At 64.3% G+C, this 17,864-nt stretch carries 12 protein-coding genes; 4 read left to right on the top strand and 8 right to left on the bottom strand.

Annotated elements, in window-relative coordinates:
* The first annotated feature begins 26 nt into the window (after positions 1–26).
* Together F4Y38_02100 and F4Y38_02095 are read left to right on the top strand one after the other, a co-directional pair.
* Complete coding sequence (locus F4Y38_02100; GenBank protein ID MXY48069.1) at positions 27–938, top strand: phytanoyl-CoA dioxygenase family protein; 912 nt, start codon at positions 27–29, stop codon at positions 936–938.
* Positions 802–4,104, top strand: a complete 3,303-nt coding sequence (locus F4Y38_02095) for an aminotransferase class III-fold pyridoxal phosphate-dependent enzyme (protein MXY48068.1) — start codon at positions 802–804, stop codon at positions 4,102–4,104. The genes F4Y38_02100 and F4Y38_02095 overlap by 137 nt, the downstream gene beginning before the upstream one ends.
* Before the next feature lie 108 nt (positions 4,105–4,212).
* On the opposite strand, the gene F4Y38_02090 is transcribed toward F4Y38_02095, so the two are convergent.
* From F4Y38_02090 to F4Y38_02060, 7 genes are all read right to left on the bottom strand, one after another.
* Positions 4,213–5,082: a hypothetical protein gene (locus F4Y38_02090; GenBank protein ID MXY48067.1), complete on the bottom strand. Its 870-nt coding sequence runs from the start codon at positions 5,080–5,082 to the stop codon at positions 4,213–4,215.
* Positions 5,083–5,118: 36 nt separating this feature from the next.
* On the bottom strand, positions 5,119–6,657 hold the full coding sequence (locus tag F4Y38_02085; protein ID MXY48066.1) for an aldehyde dehydrogenase family protein: 1,539 nt from the start codon (positions 6,655–6,657) through the stop codon (positions 5,119–5,121).
* Positions 6,658–6,680: 23 nt separating this feature from the next.
* Positions 6,681–7,541 (bottom strand): aminoglycoside 6-adenylyltransferase, encoded by an 861-nt coding sequence (locus F4Y38_02080; protein MXY48065.1) that lies wholly within the window; start codon positions 7,539–7,541, stop codon positions 6,681–6,683.
* A gap of 69 nt (positions 7,542–7,610) precedes the next feature.
* Entirely contained in the window at positions 7,611–10,409 is a 2,799-nt protein-coding gene (locus F4Y38_02075) for a VCBS repeat-containing protein (GenBank protein ID MXY48064.1), read from the bottom strand.
* A 53-nt stretch (positions 10,410–10,462) separates the two neighbouring features.
* The gene (locus F4Y38_02070; GenBank protein ID MXY48063.1) at positions 10,463–11,716 is read right to left on the bottom strand and encodes a DUF790 family protein; all 1,254 of its coding nucleotides are present in this window, start codon (positions 11,714–11,716) and stop codon (positions 10,463–10,465) included.
* Positions 11,710–13,107: a DEAD/DEAH box helicase gene (locus F4Y38_02065; GenBank protein ID MXY48062.1), complete on the bottom strand. Its 1,398-nt coding sequence runs from the start codon at positions 13,105–13,107 to the stop codon at positions 11,710–11,712. Before F4Y38_02065 ends, F4Y38_02070 begins: the two co-directional genes overlap by 7 nt.
* A gap of 10 nt (positions 13,108–13,117) precedes the next feature.
* Positions 13,118–14,335, bottom strand: coding sequence for an aminotransferase class V-fold PLP-dependent enzyme (locus tag F4Y38_02060; GenBank protein ID MXY48061.1), 1,218 nt, complete (start codon positions 14,333–14,335; stop codon positions 13,118–13,120).
* Positions 14,336–14,596: 261 nt separating this feature from the next.
* Here F4Y38_02060 and F4Y38_02055 point away from each other — a divergent pair, with 261 nt between their 5' ends.
* The gene (locus F4Y38_02055; protein MXY48060.1) at positions 14,597–16,054 is read left to right on the top strand and encodes an arylsulfatase; all 1,458 of its coding nucleotides are present in this window, start codon (positions 14,597–14,599) and stop codon (positions 16,052–16,054) included.
* Between the two features lie 284 nt (positions 16,055–16,338).
* On the opposite strand, the gene F4Y38_02050 is transcribed toward F4Y38_02055, so the two are convergent.
* The gene (locus F4Y38_02050) at positions 16,339–16,575 is read right to left on the bottom strand and encodes a hypothetical protein (protein ID MXY48059.1); all 237 of its coding nucleotides are present in this window, start codon (positions 16,573–16,575) and stop codon (positions 16,339–16,341) included.
* A gap of 183 nt (positions 16,576–16,758) precedes the next feature.
* Between F4Y38_02050 and F4Y38_02045 the strand changes: the two genes are divergently transcribed.
* Complete coding sequence (locus tag F4Y38_02045) at positions 16,759–17,847, top strand: DSD1 family PLP-dependent enzyme (GenBank protein MXY48058.1); 1,089 nt, start codon at positions 16,759–16,761, stop codon at positions 17,845–17,847.
* Positions 17,848–17,864: the final 17 nt, after the last annotated feature.

Genomic DNA, 17,864 nt, shown 5'->3' with positions numbered 1-17,864 from the left:
GCAGACCCATAATCAAGGAATAAAACATGCAGTACGATGCATCCCGGCGGACTTTCGACTGCGAGCCCACGCTCACGGACTCGGACGTACTGCGCTTCTGCCGGGAAGGATACCTGCATTTCGAGGGCGTCGTCCCCGACGAGATCAACCGGCGGACGCGCGATTACCTGGACGGGAAGATCCCCGCCAATCCGAGCTACATGCCCTCCGGCATGACCGAAGACGACCTGGTCCGTATCCGGAATTCCCATGAACCGAGTTCGATCCTGCTCGAAGACTGGTTCATCGAGCACGTCCTGCTCAACCCCGTGCTGGCGGGTGCGCTTCGCTCGCTCCTCGGCCGTCACGTGGGCTTGCCGGTGCTGGTCAGCGACCACCGGGTCGCATGCCCGGAAGGCCCGCAGGGGTGGCATCACGACGCCGATCACCTCTTCGGACCGGAGGTCCATTTCGTCGAGGTGTTCTATTTCCCCCAGGACACCCCCGATGAGATGGGACCCACCGAAGTCACGCCCGGCTCCCACATCCGCACGACCCGGCGAACGCAGGAGGAGAACGGCGTCTTGTGTTCGGGTCCCGCCGGCACCATCGGCCTGCATTCGCAGAGCATCCTCCATCGCCGCGGCGCGTCCACGGCAACCGGCATGCGGCACATGCTGAAGTACAGCTACTGGCGCACGGTGCCTCCGGCGCGGGACTGGATCGCCGAACCGGATTTCGACTTCAGGCACGCCGATTACGGGGGACACGGATCCGCCCGTTACGTGGCCCACATGTTCTACTGGCTCTGCGGAAAAGGCCATGATTTCCGCCTCATCGGCGGCCAGGCGTGGCCCTGGAAATCCACCAACCAGATCGGGCCCTCGTATGGTTACGGACTTACGGAGGGATATCTCCCCGACTGGCGCGGGAACAACGACGATGACTATGCCCGGTAGCAGGTCCCCTTTGTCCGCCATCTCCGAAAACCGGCCCCGTTTCAGTCCTGAAGAGGCCGGCGAACTCGCCCGTTCCCTGTATGGCGTTTCCGGCGCGCTGCGCGCGTTGCCAAGCGAGCGCGATCAGAACTACCGGGTGACCGCCGGCAACGGGGAGGTGTTCGTCCTCAAGATCTCCGGCGCCGGCGAGCGGCGCGGCATTCTCGACCTTCAGCACGCCGCCCTGGAACACCTGGCCGCACACTTCGAAGGCGCCGACTGGCCGCGGGTATGCCGCACAGGGGACGGCGAGGCCATCACTTTGGTCAAAGGACACGGCGGACGCCGTCACCTGGTCCGGATGCTGACCTACGTCGACGGACGGCCCCTCTGCGACGTCAGGCCGCACGGTCCCGGTCTGCTGAACCACCTCGGCGCCTTCCTCGGACGGCTGACCCGCGCTTTCGTCGATTTCTCCCACGAGGAAAAGCAACAGGAGCTCATCTGGAACATGGACAACGGCCCGGACGTCGTGCGACGGTACGCCGGCCTGATCCCCGACGCCGGCCGGCGCGACCTGGTCATGGGTTTCTGCGAAGCGTACGAAAGAGCCGTAGGACCCTGGCTCGACACCCTGCCGCGTCAGTTCATCCACAACGACGCCAACGACCAGAATGTCCTGGTCAGTCTGGTCAGCCGGATTCGCCGGGTCCGCTCCGAAGACCCGGCTTCGAGCGATCTGGAAGTGGCCGGACTGATCGACTTCGGCGACATGGTGCATTCCTGCGCGCTCTTCGAACCGGCCGTGGCCGCCGCCTATGTCATGCTCTGCAAGTCAGAACCCCTCACGGCAGCCGCCCACGTCGTGGCCGGGTACCACGCCGAGCACCCGTTGACGGAACTGGAACTGAAGCTGTTGTACCACTGCGCCGTGATGCGGCTCTGTATGAGCGTGGCCATCTCGGCCCACCAGCAGGTTGCCGAACCGGAGAACGCCTACCTGTCCGTCAGCGAGAAGCACGCCTGGGACCTCCTCGAAAAACTCCAGGACGTCCCCCCATCCTTCGCGGAATACCTGTTCCGGGACGCTTGCGGACGGCCGCCCTGTCCGCAGACCCCGGGCATCGAAGCGTACCTTTCATCGAGGCGCGGCACTTTCGCACCGGTCATGGGTCCCGATGTGGACCTCTCCACCGCCCTGGTATTCGATCTCAGCGTGAGCAGCGCTGACCGGGCCCTGCTGGGAGGTTCCATCGGCGTGGACGACCTTGCCAGGGAGGTTTTCCGGCGCATGGAGGAAACCGGGGCCGAGGCGGGGATCGGCCGGTACGACGAGGCACGCCAGGTCTACACCGCCGGGCAGTTCACCCTGGATTCCGATGAAATGCCGGAACGCCGGACCATCCACCTGGGCATGGATGTCTTCCTGCCCGCCGGATCGCCGGTCTTCGCGCCGATGGAGGGAAAGGTCCACAGCTTCAGGAACAACACGCAGCCGCTGGACTACGGCCCCTGCATCATACTGGAACATGCTGCGGAAGAACGGGAAGGGACGGTGGAACCGGAAGGCACGACCGGCACGGCCGGTTCGGCGCCGACGTTCTACACGCTGTACGGGCATCTGAGCGTCGAATCGCTCAACGGACTTTTCGAAGGCAAGCGGATCGAAAAAGGTGAAAGGTTCGCAACGCTCGGCGACCCGGCGGTAAACGGCGGGTGGCCGCCCCACCTGCATTTTCAAGTCGTCACCGATTTGCTGGGCAAGAAGGGGGATTTCCCAGGTGTGGCGGGCCCCGGACAACGCAACGTCTGGCGAAGCCTGGCCCCGGACCCGAATGCCATACTCGGCGTGCCCGCCGGGGCGTTCCCGCCGGACCAGCGGACGCCGCGGGAGGTCCTGTCGTCCCGCCGCGCGCACATCGGCAGGTCCTTGAGCGTCTCCTACCGGCGTCCCCTGAAGATCGTCCGGGGCCACATGCAGTACCTTTACGACGATGAGGGCCGCGCCTTCCTCGACGCCGTGAACAACGTGCCCCACGTGGGACACAGCCATCCCCGGGTGGTCGCCGCGAGCCACCGCCAGATGGCCGTGCTGAACACCAATACCCGCTACCTGCACGACAACCTCGTGGACTATGCCGAACGCCTCTGCGCGAAGCTGCCCGAACCGCTCCGCGTGTGTTTCTTCGTGAATTCCGGTAGCGAGGCCAACGACCTCGCCCTCCGCCTGGCGCGGACCTGGTCCGGACAGCGGGACCTGCTCATCCTCGACGGCGCCTACCACGGCAACCTGACGTCCCTGGTCGACATCAGTCCGTACAAGTTCGACGGTCCGGGCGGCGAAGGCGCGCCGCCCCATGTCCACAAGGTGCCGCTGCCCGACCCCTACCGCGGGTCGTACAAGGGCTATTCGCCGGAAACAGGCGCGCGGTATGCCGACCACGTACGCGAACGGATCGATGCGCTCGCGGAACAGGACCGCGGCATCAGCGCCTTCATCGCCGAGTCCCTGCCCGGTTGCGGCGGGCAGATCGTACTGCCGGACGGCTATTTCAAAGAGGCATTCCAACACGTGCGCGAAGCGGGCGGCCTGTGCATCGCCGACGAGGTGCAGGTGGGATTCGGACGCGTGGGTTCGCACTTCTGGGGATTCGAGACCCAGGGCGCGGGTCCGGACATCGTTACCCTGGGGAAGCCCATCGGGAACGGCCACCCGCTGGGCGCGGTCGTGACCACACCCGAGATCGCGGGCGCTTTCGACAACGGCATGGAGTATTTCAACACCTTCGGCGGGAACCCGGTCTCCTGCGCCATCGGCCTGGCAGTGCTGGATGTCATCGAGGAAGAAGGACTCCAGGCCAATGCCCTGGAGGTGGGCGGCTACCTGCTGGAAGGGCTTTGCGCCCTGGCGCCGGACCACCCGATCATCGGCGACGTCCGCGGCATGGGGCTCTACGTGGGCGTGGAACTCGTGCTGGACCGCGACACGCTGGAACCGGGCGGCCTCCAGGCCTCGTACGTGGCCAACCGAATGCGGGACCACGGGGTGCTGATCAGCACCGACGGTCCCCTGCACAACGTGCTGAAGATCAAGCCTCCCCTGGTCTTCACCCGGGAGAACGCCGACTATCTCCTGCACTGTCTCGGCAAGGTGCTGGAGGAGAACTACCTGCGGTACCCGGGCTGACCGGCGTAATCGGCGTAAACGGCGTAGCCCGCGGAACCCGATTCCATCATTTAAATCGACGCCCCGGGATCGTCTGAGCCGGCCGGATACCGATCACGGCCGACGGTCCTATAGCATCACGCCCCCCACCAGATTGTTCCCAACGTAGACACCGCGGTAGAGCGTCTGGCGCAGGGGCGGCATGGAGGCGAGCAGCTCCGGATGGGGATCCCAGTTGTGCCACCTGGAGCCGACGGAGTTGTAGCAGCTGAAAATGGCGACGCGCGGATACTTCTCGCTAACCCACGGCCTTCCGCTGTGCGTCAGGGCCTCGGTGAAGAACATCAGCGATCCAGCCGGACAGGTATATGTATCCCAGATCGGCGAGTCCGGCGACTGGATGGAGGACGGCGTGGGAAAGACGGACTTGTGGCTGCCGGTTACCAGGAGCGTGCCGTTCCCCTCCTCCACCGGGTTCAACTCCCAGACCACCCGGGTCAGCGCGGAGTTGGCCTTCCCGGGAATGCAGCGGTAGAGATGGGAGTCGCCGGGGAGCCGCAGCATGCCGTTCCCGTTGTGGGGCCCGAACTCGCCGTCGCCGGCTTCCCGGTAGAACAGAGTGGCCGATTCCTGCCTGAAACCGTAGCAGATCTGGTTGGACAGGCCGGGATAGGCCAGGAATTCGTTCATGAACCCCACCACCATGGGATGATCCGTCAGGCTTTGCAGCGGGCCGCCGATCGCCGACCGCTCCCGCTCGGGTATGGACTCCGGATCGTGATGCAACTGCAGGCCGAACGCCCGCATCTCCGCGCATTCGGCCTCGGAAAGCACGCCGGGGATCAAGAGCCAGCCGTCCTTGTCGAACAGGTACTTCTGTTCGTCCGTCGGCGGGACCACGTCCCTGCCGTCGGCGTTCACCCTGGTCAGATCGGCCTGGGTCTCATCCAGGCGCGCGCCCAGGTTCTTGTCGATGATAAACGCTCCGTTGGATGACATCAGTGTTCCTCCCTGTGGTCGATTTGAGAAGCGCGGTCAGTCGTCGTCCGATACGCCGGTGTCGAACTCGATCCCCTGGGCCAGCGGGAGATCGGTGGACCAGTTGACGGTATTGGTCTGGCGGCGCATGTAGGCTTTCCAGGCGTCCGAGCCCGATTCCCGGCCGCCGCCCGTCTCCTTCTCGCCCCCGAAGGCCCCGCCGATCTCGGCGCCCGACGTGCCGATGTTCACGTTCGCGATGCCGCAGTCCGATCCCGTTGCGGAGAGAAAGCGTTCCGCCTCGCGCAGGCTGTCGGTGAAGATGGCGCTGGAAAGCCCCTGGGGCACGTCGTTGTGGAGGTCTATGGCCTCGTCCATGGTCTCATATTCCAGGATATAAAGGATCGGCGCGAAGGTCTCCTGTTTCACGATGTCCGACTGGGCGGGCATGCGGATGATGGTCGGTTCGACAAAGTGCGGTCCCAGGTCCGGACGGTGTTTCCCCCCGGTGACCACCTCGCCGCCCTCGGCCTTCGCCTGCTCGATGGCCTGCATCATGTCGTCTACGGCGTCGGCCGTGACCAGCGGTCCCATGAGCGTGCCGTCGTCGATGGGATCTCCCATCGGCACCTGCGCGTAGGCGCGGGCCAATCGATCGATCAGCTTCGTCGTCAAGCTCCTGTGCCCGATGATGCGACGCGTCGAGGTGCACCGTTGTCCCGCCGTACCCACGGCGCCGAAGACGATGCCGGGCACGGCGAGTTCGAGATCGGCGTGCTCGGTGATGACGATCGCGTTGTTGCCGCCCAGTTCGAGTATGCTGCGGCCGAACCGGGAAGCGACCCGTGCGGCCACGGTCTTTCCCGTCGCGGTCGAACCCGTGAAGGAAACGAGCGGTATGCGTTCGTCATCTAGGATGAGATTGCCCACGTCGCTGCCGCGGCCGATGGCCAGGTTGAACACGCCGTCCACCCCGTGGTCGGCCATGACCCGGTTGCACAGGTGCTGCGTGGCCACGGCCGTCAGCGGCGTCTGCCCGCTCGGCTTCCATACGGTGACGTCGCCGCACACCGAGGCCAGGGAAGCGTTCCACGACCAGACGGCCACGGGGAAATTGAAGGCGGTGATGATGCCGATCACGCCCAGGGGGTGCCACTGCTCGCTCATGCGGTGACTCGGCCGCTCGCTCGCGATGGTCAGTCCATACAACTGGCGGGAAAGGCCGACGGAGAAATCGCAGATGTCGATCATCTCCTGGACTTCGCCCATGCCCTCCACGCGGATCTTGCCCATCTCCAGGGAGACGAGTTCACCCAGCGGTTCCTTGTACGCCCGCAGGATGTTGCCCAGGTCCCTGACCATGTCGCCCCGCTTCGGCGCGGGCAGCGCTCGCCAGGTATCGAAGGTGGCGCGGGCGTGTTCGATCACCCGGTCATAGACCTCGGGCGTCGCCTGCCGAACGCCCGCGATCGGATCGCCGGTCGTCGGGTTGTACGACGTCAGGATCGGTCCCTCCCCGTGTATCCAGCCGTCCATCCCCGTACAGGCCCCGGCGTTCAAGGCTTCGATGTTCAGTTTTTCAAGCAGTGCCTTCATCTTCGATACTCCAGTGTTAGGGTTCACACGAAATCCTCGGCGTCCCGGTCCAGCCGCCTGATCTTCCCCATGTACGCCGTGACGCGCCGGTCGGTTTCGTGAGGATAGTCGAAATCCATCTCGGCGGCGACGGTAACGGCAAGACGCCGAAACAGCCGGGTCGCATTAAACAGGGCATCCCAGTTTTGATCCAGATCCGCTCCCGAATACGTGGATTCGATTTCCGCCCATGTCCCGGGGTCCAGGTAACGCTTGAACCAGCGGCCGTGTTTGTTGGTCGTAACCGACCAGTCGTTTATCATTCCGATATGCCATTCGATGACCTTCTCCAGGAAGGGCGAATGGACCTTCCTGTTCATGTGCTTTGCCCAGTAGAGTTCATCGCGCCACAGGGCCTTGGCCACGTAGATGATGTCCCACCAGAAATCGGCCACCAGTTCGTCGTATTCGTCTTTCGAAGGTCTTTGAACGTGGTAGGCGCTGTGATAGGGCAGTATGGGGTTCTTTACGATCCGGTCCTTGTCCAGCAGCACCCGGTACGGTTCGGGCTCGCCGTTGAGGTCGTGCATGGATTCAGCGTTCGCGATGCTCCAGTCGATCCGTACGCCATCGTCATAGATCACCATGCGGCCAATCCTGACGTCATCAAACAAGGTTGGCAAGGGCGGCGAGCGCGTCATCACGGATCCGAACGCTTCCAGCCAGTTATCGTCCCGCTTGTAGGGTTCCAGGTCCCTGACGTACACGATCACGTCGTAATCCGACAACAGGTCGACCGTGTCGTTTCCATCGACCCGGCCACTCGACAGGACCAGTCCCCTGATCTGATCGTCCGCTTCCGCCCAGCGTTGTATCTCATCGAAGACTTCCGACGCCTTGCGCATGCCCTGTTCTCCGGTGATCCATCCGCCGACCCGCGGTCCCCCTTGCCGAGGGACGAGGCGGCCGGGCCGTCAGCCCGTTTCCAACCGGACTTCCGTGACCCTCGGGGTGCTTCCCCCGTTTTTCGCGCCCAGCGCAAGCCGGTACTGGACCCATGGTCCCGCGCCCGTGCCCACGCCCGTGCTCGTGCCCGCGCCCGTGCCCGCGCCCCGTACCGGCTGGGGCGTTTCATACCAGGTGCCCGGTCCCCCGGCGCCGTGCCAGGCCGATCGTGCCAGTGCTTCCACCGAGTCCGCCCACCGGACCTGGGCGTGCACCCAGGTGCCCGGTCCGCATTCCGCTTCCCAGTCGATGCCGGTCACGGCCTGTCCCCGGAGTATCTCGTGTGGCGCCGAGACATAGTATTCTTCCGGACCCGCATCCAACACGTTGCCCGTCTGCACGGCGGTCATGCCGTGGGGACCCGTCGTGGGCAGCCGGGTGACCCGCCTGGCGTCGAACCCGCCGGGACCGTTCCACCAGACGGCGGAATGGCCGACGTGGTCGCCCTCGACCTTGTGATAGGCGATGGCGATGTCGACGCGGCCGTCTTCGTCGAAATCCGCGGCCACGCAGCCCGACGCGGAATGTGTGAACAGCCGGGTGCGGTCGTCGGCCGAGAATCCCCGGCCGACACGGTTCCAGTAGATGTAGGAATCGATGTCCCGCACACGGTTGTCGTGGTAGGAGCAGACGAAGAGGTCGAGCAGGCCATTCCCGTTGAAGTCCATGATGGACATGGCGTTCACCGCGTTGGACGGCAGGAGGGTACGGCGGTCCTCGCGTAGCCCGTCGGGACCGTTCCAGTAGATGTGCACGAAGGAGTCGTGGGGCGCCCCGATCGACGGCTCGTGTCCGCCGATGACCAGGTCGGGATACCCGTTCCCGCTGAGGTCCGCCGCCCGGGCGCAGGCGCCGTGCCACACGGAAAGCGCCTGGCACCGGTCCATGCTGAAGCCTTCCGGCCCGCCCCGGAGAATGAAGCTGTAATCGTCGGCGATCTGCGGCACGACCAGGTCGAGCCAGCCGTCGCCGTTCAGGTCGACGAGGAAGATCCAGCGCGGATCCTTGTACACGACGCCCTCGTATTCGAGGCGGATGCGCTCCGTTCTGCCGGCGTCGAAGCCGTCTTGTCCGCCGTAGAAGATGACGATATCCGGATTGTCGAATCCGCAAAAGACGAGGTCCAGGTATCCGTCCCGGTCCAGGTCCGCGCAACAGACCCCGTGGGCCCGCACGGTCGGCAGGCGCACGTTCGGTTCGCTTCCGAATCGCCCTTCCGCGTTGTAATACACGTAGGACCCCGGATCCTGGCGGACCGAGTTCTCGGAGGCGTTGGCCAAGATCAGGTCGGGCATCCCGTCGTCGTTCAGGTCGCATCGGAGCGCTTCCACCGCGCCCCACCCCGGCACTTCCTGGCGGCGTTCGGCGTCAAACCCGTCGGGACCACCGTGATAGACGCAGACGGGGATGTCGCCCCTCAGGTTCCGGCTGAACTGGTTGATGAAAACGGTCTGCGGAAGGGGATCGTCCGAGGCGCGGGCCAGCAGCACCCGCCGGGCGTCATGGGTCTCGAGGACGCGCGGCGGCGCCAGCCCGTCCCGGCCCCAGCGGTACGCCAGGGATTCCGATGTATAGCTTTCCGGCGTATGGGTCTGACAGATTACGATTTCGGACAGGCCGTCCCCGTCCAGGTCCCCGACGGCCGCATCGCAGGCGTAACGGCTGGGGATCGCCGTGCGGTTCTGATCGCTGTACCCGCCCTCGTTCCCGCCGTGGTACAGCCACGAACATTCCTCCCCGCCGTGGCGGTCCCGGCAGGCCACGACCAGGTCGCATCGTCCGTCGCCGGCCAGGTCGCCCGCGGCGGCGGCGAAGGCGTTCCGGCAGGAAAGCCGGACCGGCGTCCCGGCCGCCCGTCCCCCTTCGAAAGGCACGAGATAGACCGCATCGGTCCGTGCGACGAATACATGGGGCACACCCCGGATCCGGAGCACGGAGACCAGCGGCATGGCGGGATCGATCTCCTCGGGATAGCCGTCGAGGTCCTGGTCAGCCTGGTCAGCCTGGTCAGCCTGGTCAGCCTGGTCCGTCTGGTCCGGTTTTCCGGGCGGGTCGGCGTCGATGGGGACGTCGGAAGATCGTTCCGGCACGATTCCGTCCGGGCTGCCCCAGTATATCCGGACATTCCCCCGGGCGGTCCGGACGACCAGGTCGGCGAACCCGTCGCCGTCCAGATCGCAGGACGCGGCCTGGTCCGCTTCGATGTCGAGGTCCCGGTAGCCTTTCGGCTCGAATCCCAGCGCCGTCTGTGGGAACAGCCGCAGCCTGCCGCCGGAAACGAAGGCCAGGTCCGGCCTTCCGTCGCCATCGAAATCCCCCGCGGCCACCGAAGTGCAGCAAGGTGCGGGCAGGTACTGCACACGCCCTTCGCCGAGTCCGACCGGCCCCCCGTAGTACAGGAACGCGTTGAGGTCCCGCCGGATGCCGTTGTAGAACATGCCGACGACCAGGTCGTCGTATCCATCCCCGTTCAGGTCGGCGACAACCCCCGTTCTTGCCCCGTCGGAGGGCAGGAACCGGGAAGTGGTCCGTCCGAGTACGTCATGATAAAGGGTGACCGGGGGTTTTTCACCGTGGTTCTGGCTGTTGCAGAAGACGAGGTCGACGTGGCCGTCGCGGTCCAGGTCGAACTGGTGGATGCGTTGCAGCACCCCCGCCCGCGACACATAGAGGTTCTGGCCGCCATTGCCGAAGGCGCCGCGGCGGAAGGCCTCGAAACCCCGGGTAATCCATGATGATGAGACGGAAGTGGAAGGAGGGGAGGACATGGCCATAACCTATGGCACGGCGGACGTTCAAATCAACCCATTTATGCCGCTTCTCAGTGATCGAACAGGTCCAGCGTCGCCGGAGATTCTCCAGGGGTCTCCGCCGTCATGGCGTCGAGGATTCCGAGGATGTCGCGGGCAACGGGAGTCCGCCGGAATCGGTACACCTCACCCGGCAAGCCTGACGAGGAATCGTCGTCCACGGCGAGATCGTCGGAAATCGCCAGGATCAGGTTGGGAGGGCCGTGGCGCCTGAGCAGGTCGAGACGCGTCCGGACCGCCGCGGAACGCCAGAAACCGAGGAAATCCAGGTACACTTTCGTCCCTGCGGCCGGATGGGTGAAAACGTAGTCGGGAACCAGTACGTCCCGGCCTCCGAGGTCGATGATTTCCGATCCGGCCGCCATGCGCCAGACCGTTTTCAGCCGGCCGAACCGTTCTTCGAGCCAGGCCACCTCCTCGGGTATCCACTGGCCCGTGGAAGAGCCGATGGGTTTGAGTCCCGTTTCAGGCGTGAGTTTGAACACGCCTTCCCGGCGCCTGGCGCCCCAGGTGACGGTAGCGGCGATCCGCCAGTTCCCGCAGTGCAGGACCGCGGGTAGAAACTGGGCGATCTGCAGTCCGTAGCGCTGGGACGACTTGAAGAGCGCCATGGGGCCGTCGATACGAATGTGGTATTTCCCCGGACCGGTCTGCCGGATCTCGTGGAGCAGACGGAAGAACTTCAGTTTCCGGAAGAGGTCGCGGTAACGGGCCGGGGTCTCGCCCTCGACGTGCAAATCGAGCTGTGTTGCGCGAAACAGGACGGCCTGGGCCAGGGCGACATTGTACCTGCCCAGGAGCCACTCCGGGGTGCAGGATTTGAAAGACTCCAGCCGCTCGGCCGCCTTGAGGTCGGCATAGAAGGTCCGGTCGGCCTCCTTTGCTTCGATGCCGGCCGATTTCGCCGCCTCGGCCAGAACGGCCTCCCGGTCGATGCGGACCTGGTCCGTGTTCCGGTAAGCCGCCGCCGCCGATTCGAAGATCCTGCTTCGCAGTTCCACCGGGTCGACGGGCGAAGCGGCCGCGAACGTGCAGCGATCCTTCAACAGCTTGCTCAGGCCGCGATGAAACAGGAATTCCGTTCCCGCACCCGTGATATCCGCGAGTTCTTCGTCGAGTTCCTGCCGGGATCCGCCTACATGGCTGTCGAAGGCGTGGATCAGCGTTTCGGCCACGCCCAGGTGGTCCCCGCTCGCTTCGTCGATGTAGGGAAGCTGGATCTGTCCCTTGCGGAACCGGACGCGGAGCAGATCGCCCGTCAGCATGTCGCGTTCTCCTTAGCCGGCGGTTTCCGGTAGGCGCTGTGCTGCCTTCGCCGGGTACTCGCGTATTCCTCGCCCGTCTTCTCGGCCACCAGTTCGTAGAGCAATGCGTGCTTCCCCTCGACGCGGCGCAGGATCCGGCCGAGACGCTGCACATGCTCTCTCACGCTGCCGGTGCCGGAAAGTACCACGGCGACGTTGGCTTCGGGGACGTCGACCCCTTCGTTCAGCACGCGGGACGTGACCAGGAAGGGGTACCTGCCCGAGTTGAACGCCGCCAGGATGTCCTGGCGCTCCTTGACCTTAGTCTGGTGCGTGATGGCGGGGACGAGGAACCGTCGCGAGATCCGGTATACCGTTTCGTTGTCGCTGGTGAAGATGAGCATGCGGTCGCGTCGGTGCTGGCGGATCAGCCGTTCCAGGACGCGCAGCTTGGCCTGCGAACCCTGGGCAATGGCCTTCTGGGTCCGATAGGCCGTGAAAGCCCTCCGTCCCTCCTCGCTACGCGATGTCGCCGCCAGGAAACGCACCCATCCACCTGGGCCGGACAGGGCTATCCGCTGGCTGTCCAGGAACGCCCGGTAGGTGTTTCTCGCCTCCTGGTACTCCGTGCGCTCTTCCGGCGAAAGACGCACGCTGATCTTTATGGTCTCGTATCCGGAAAGGTATTCCCCGCTCAGCGAACGGATCTCCTGGCGGTAAACCGTATCGCCGATCGCGTCCCGCAGGAGGTGTTCCGCCCCGTCCTCCCGTTCGAGCGTGGCGGTCAATCCCAGCCGGTAGGGCGCCAGCGACAGGTCCGCGGTCATCAGGTAGGAGGGGCCGGGCAGGTGGTGGCATTCGTCGAAGACCACGAGTCCGAACTGATGGCCGAACCGCTCCATGTGCAGGTACGCGGAATCGTAGGTGGACACGGAGACGGGCTCGATGTCGTAGTATCCCCCGCCGATCAGCCCGACTTCGGTGTCGAACTGGCTGGAAATCACGCCGTACCACTGCTGCATCAGGTCGATGGTCGGAACGACGACCAGCGTGCCGCGCTGGACGCGGGCCATGCACATGAGCGCGACGAAAGTCTTGCCTGCGCCGGTCGGCAGTACGACGATGCCCCGGCCGCCAGCCTTCCACCAGGCGTCCACGGCCTCCTGCTGGTAGGGAAAGGGGGACCGGTCCGACTGGAAGGACAAGTCCAGCTTCCCGTAGGACCGGGCGTCGTCCTGGTGGGGGATGCCCCGGTCGTTGAGCCGGGTGATGATCTCGCGGTAATGACGCGCCGGAGCGCGGTGCAGCGCCACCCGCCGGTCGAACGCGCAGCCGGGCAGCGACAACGCGTCCACCTGGTCCCGGTCGCCGTGCACCAGGATGGTCCCGCGGTCGAATTCGAGTCTGAGCATGGGTTCCGGGTCAATCCCGTTCTTCAAACAACTCGTCCCGCCGGGTGGCGAGCACCTGCTTCAACGCGTCGACGAACCGGTCGATATCCTCGTAACAGTCGTAAAAGTGCGTGGATATGCGGAAGACGGGTAGATGGCCGGCCCGCGTGCCGGCGATCTGTATGCGATACTCCTTCCACATGAGCTCTACGACTTTGCTGAGATCGCAGCCGTCTATGGTGAAGGAAGTCAGGAATCCGGACATCTCGGGTCCGGGGGGCACGGTCATGCGGGCGCCTTCGATCTCCGTCGTGATCAGTTCGCGCAGGTACCGGGCCAAACCCAGGCAATAAGGTCTGATCCGGTCTTCCCATCCTATGCCCAGTTGAAAATCGATGGCGGCGCCCAGTCCGGCGAAGTGCGTCGTGTCGTGTGTCCCCGTCACGTCGAACCGGCGTGCGTGGGTCACAGGGAAGGTATTGTATCCCAGAATGGGCGCCGGCAGCGCGCTCAGATAGGGATCCGCGACATAGCAGATGCCCGTCCCCTTGGGCGCGAGCAGCCACTTGTGCGTACTGCTTGCATAGAAATCGCACCCCCATGCTTCGATATCGACCGGCACCATGCCGACCGCGTGCGCGCCGTCCACCACGGCCACGGCGCCGTGGTCGTGGGCCAGGGTGGTCAGTTCGTCAACGGGCGCCACAAGACCCGTGGTGCAGTAGACGTGGGAGAAGACCATGACCTGGGTACGTGGCGTGATATGGGCGGCAAAAGCGTCGACGATCTCCCCCGGGGAATCGGGCGGCGTCGGCAGGGGAACCTTCCGGATCAGCACGTGCTGCGTCCTGGCCATGTGTTCCCACATGCGCTGGACGGAAGGGTATTCCTGGTCGCTCATCAACACCTCTCCGCCGGGCTGCAGGGGCAAACCGCGGGCGGGGACGTTCATGCCCATCGTGGTGTTGAGTACCAGGGCCACGTTTTTGGCGGAAGCCCCGGTGAAATCGGCGACTTTCTCGCGGGCCGATTCGACCAGGGACCGCATGAGCCCGCCACCCTGGTTGCGCAGCGGGTTCTCCTCCACCTGCCGCAGCCAATCGATCACCTGCTCGATGACCGGTCTCGCCGATGGACCCACCGAGCCGCCCTGGAGAAAAGTCACGCCGTCCTCGAGGTAGAACTGGCGCCGAATGTCCGCCCAGAATGCCCGCTCTTCATCAGTTATGGGTTTGTCGCGCGCAGCCATGGGCGCATGCCTCCTTTGACGGGATCCCGAGGTCTCGAATATCGACGGTCCTGCCCTGCATGAAATGTGGAGGAGACCGCCCCAATGTCAAGGGGATTAACGGCTTAACGGAAGTCGTATACCGTAGTCATATACCGTGATGTGAGGAAGGCTTCCGATCTTGACAGCAAACACGGGACACGTAAGTTATGAATCCCATCCTCCCGGCTCATTGCCGGACTCCGCGTCATCCAGGAGCGCGTCATCCAGGAGCAGAAAACCATGTCCCGTCCCAACGTCATCTTCATCATGGCGGACCAGATGCGCGGCGACTGCCTGAGCTGCGACGGCCATCCGGTGGTGGAAACGCCCAACCTGGATCACCTGGCCGCCCGGGGCGCACGGTTTCGCCACGCGTACACGGCGGTCCCTTCCTGCATTCCCGCCCGTTCGACCGTGATGACCGGCATGGACCAGTGGCACACCGGCGTTCTCGGTATGGGACGGGGACAGGGACCGATACCCAACGACTTCCGCCATACCCTGGCCGACACGCTGGCGGACGCGGGATATGCCACCCACCTGGTCGGGAAGGGCCACTTCACGCCGCAGCGCGCGGACATGGGCTTTCAGTCGGCGGAACTGGACGAGTCCGGCCGCCTGATCGCCCAGGGTCTGCGGGACGAGTACCGCCGGTGGTTCGACCGGGAGAAGCGGCGCGACATCTCGCCGGACGATCACGGGGTCAACTGGAACTCGTGGATCGGGCGTCCCTGGCATACGGAGGAATACCTCCATCCGACGGCCTGGACCATGAGCCGGGCGATCCATTACATCGCGGGTCGGGATCGTACTAAACCCTTCTTTCTCAACGTCAGCTTCGCCCGGCCCCATTCGCCGTACGTGCCGCCCGCATGGTACTTCGACCTGTACCACGACCGGGAAACCCCGCCGCCGTATATCGGCGACTGGGCGGACATGCACGACGTGCCCTTCGACGCCACGGACTTGAACGCATGGCACGGGAAGCAGTCGGCCGCACGCATCCATCGCGGCAGGTCCGGGTACTACGGGGAGATTTCCTTCATCGACACCCAGATCGGCCGGCTCAAGAACTGGATGGAGCGGCACGTACCGGAGGCCTGGTCCAACACCTGGATCGTCTTCACGTCCGACCACGGGGACATGGTGGGCGACCACCATCTCTGGCGCAAGACCTATGCCTACGAGGGCAGCGCGAGGATTCCGCTGATTGTCTGCCCGCCGGCCGGCCAGGACGAAGAGGTCAAGGCACCCGTTCCGGACGGCGTGGCCGAACTCCGCGACATCATGCCCACGATCCTGGACGCGGCCGACGTGGACGTGCCGCCCACGGTGACAGGACAAAGCCTCCTCCCACTGATGCGGGGCAAAACCGAAGGCTGGCGAGACTACCTGCACGGCGAGCATTGCTGGTGCTACGCGCCTGAACAGGAGATGCAGTACGTGACGGACGGCCACCGGAAGTTCATCTGGCTGCCGCGAATCGATCAGAAGCAGTTCTTCGACCTGGACGATGACCCCGGCGAGTGCCGCAACCTGGTGAGTGACCCTGCTTATGAAAAGGAAGTAGCAATGTGGGAAGGATATCTCGTGTCGGAACTCGAGGCGCGAGACTGCGGATGGGTCGTGAACGGCCGGCTGCACTGTCCGGACGGACCGTTGGTTTCTCCGTTCAAAGACGTCCGGTACCAGGGATAACGGACTGCTCGTTGTTTCAGATCTCCAGGGCGTTCCGCTTTCCATAGTCCCGCCTCTTGTACTACGCGCCGTTACCGCTGTCGTTATTCCGCGTTCGGCGATTTGCCTTCAAGGAGACCTTCAATGCGGGATACGCGGGTACCAAGATCGTATACCTTTCCGCTCATTTCCCGAATATCCGTCTTCAAGTCCCTGAAGTAGTAAATGAAGACGCCGATCGTGATGACTTGCGGTATCCACTCCGCCCATCCAGGCATCTTGTCGCCTCTCTTCAGATATTGTGGTTATGAAGTCTGTTTTTTACTGAGCATGATATCTTCGATCCGGGCGATCCGGTGCTCCATCTTCCCGATGTCTTCCCGGATACGCGTTTCCATGTTCTGCATACGCGTTTCCATGTTCTGCATCTCGACCTTCAGTTCGACCTTCAGCTCCTGGCGTCCTGCCTTGGCTTCCCGCCAGAAGAAGATGAAGGCCGCCAGCAAAACTGCCGGTTGGATCAGAAGTCCTGCAATCTCCATGATGTCCTCCGTATATTGGCAATGGGGTCTCTGAACATCCTTGACGTATTCTCGCCGACATGGTACAAAATGTTCAGTCGGTGATAACCGACGAAATCTCGTGAGCTATGTCTTTTTTGCCCTGGTCTGCCGGAGACCCACGCCGCGTTAAGGCCCGTGCTGAACCTAGTGAGGGAACACACTTTGGACGAGATCGGAACGCGCAAGGAAGATCTGGATACCCCGGTACTCTGGGTAGACCTGGATCGTCTTGAAAACAACATCCGCACCGTGGGACAACGGTTGAAGGAAGCCGGCGTGGACTGGCGTCCGCATATCAAGGGGGTCAAGATCCCGGCTATTGCCCACAGGCTTTTGAAGGCCGGCGCCATCGGCGTCACCTGTGCCAAGCTCGGTGAGGCCGAGGTCATGGCCGCGGGCGGCGTCGAAGACATTCTCATCGCCAACCAGGTGGTCGGACCGCCGAAATACATCCGCCTGGCTCATCTCTGCAGGCAGGCGGACGTGAAGGTCGCCGTCGACAGTGACGCCACGCTGGAGGATCTGGGCCGCACCGCGATGGAAACCGGTGTCGAGGTCGGCGTGCTCGTTGAACTGAACACGGGCATGGAACGGGCCGGCGTCCGGCCCGGAGAACAGGTCGTCGAACTCGCCCGGAAGGTCCACCGGACCCCCGGCCTGCGGTTCCGGGGGGTCATGGCCTGGGAGGGACACGCCTGCGTGGATGAAGGCTCCGACTGGAAACACGGGGAGATCAGGCGGGCCGTGGGAGATCTCGTGGACTCCGCGCAGCGCTGCCGGGATGCGGGACTGCCCTGCGATATCGTGAGCGGCGGCGGGAGCGGCACGCTGTCGGTCACCCCCGACCTGAAAGGGATCACCGAGATCCAGGCGGGCGGCGCGATCTTCAACGACGTGATGTACACCCTGTGGGGGGTTCGGACCGACCCGGCCATCTTCGTGCACGTGACGGTCACCAGCCGCCCCGAACCGGACCGGCTGATCGTGGACGCCGGGTTCAAGACGGTGCCCGCGTGGTTCGGCATGCCCATGCCGGTGGGCGTCGATGACGTGGAGAGCGTGCGCATGTCCGCGGAACACGGGACCGTGACCTTCACCGGTCCGAATCACGAGATCGCCGTCGGGGACAAACTCGACCTCATGGTGGCCTACACCGACGTCACCCTGTTCCTCCACGACCACCTCTACGGGATCCGCAACGGGGTCGTCGAGACCATCTGGTCCATTGTCGGCCGTGGAAAACTGCGCTGATCCGGCGGAAGCCGCGC

The sequence above is a fragment of the Gemmatimonadota bacterium genome (assembly GCA_009838645.1).
Classification (GTDB): Bacteria; JAAXHH01; JAAXHH01; order JAAXHH01; family JAAXHH01; genus JAAXHH01.
This window is presented reverse-complemented; position numbering and strand designations above follow the sequence as displayed.

Coding starts and splice junctions, on each gene's coding strand:
- F4Y38_02090 (MXY48067.1), bottom strand. CDS start 5,082: ATGTCATCCAACGGAGCGTTTATCATCGACAAGAACCTGGGCGCGCGC.
- F4Y38_02070 (MXY48063.1), bottom strand. CDS start 11,716: ATGCTGACGGGCGATCTGCTCCGCGTCCGGTTCCGCAAGGGACAGATC.
- F4Y38_02065 (MXY48062.1), bottom strand. CDS start 13,107: ATGCTCAGACTCGAATTCGACCGCGGGACCATCCTGGTGCACGGCGAC.
- F4Y38_02075 (MXY48064.1), bottom strand. CDS start 10,409: ATGTCCTCCCCTCCTTCCACTTCCGTCTCATCATCATGGATTACCCGG.
- F4Y38_02085 (MXY48066.1), bottom strand. CDS start 6,657: ATGAAGGCACTGCTTGAAAAACTGAACATCGAAGCCTTGAACGCCGGG.
- F4Y38_02055 (MXY48060.1), top strand. CDS start 14,597: ATGTCCCGTCCCAACGTCATCTTCATCATGGCGGACCAGATGCGCGGC.
- F4Y38_02080 (MXY48065.1), bottom strand. CDS start 7,541: ATGCGCAAGGCGTCGGAAGTCTTCGATGAGATACAACGCTGGGCGGAA.
- F4Y38_02095 (MXY48068.1), top strand. CDS start 802: ATGATTTCCGCCTCATCGGCGGCCAGGCGTGGCCCTGGAAATCCACCA.
- F4Y38_02100 (MXY48069.1), top strand. CDS start 27: ATGCAGTACGATGCATCCCGGCGGACTTTCGACTGCGAGCCCACGCTC.
- F4Y38_02050 (MXY48059.1), bottom strand. CDS start 16,575: ATGGAGATTGCAGGACTTCTGATCCAACCGGCAGTTTTGCTGGCGGCC.
- F4Y38_02060 (MXY48061.1), bottom strand. CDS start 14,335: ATGGCTGCGCGCGACAAACCCATAACTGATGAAGAGCGGGCATTCTGG.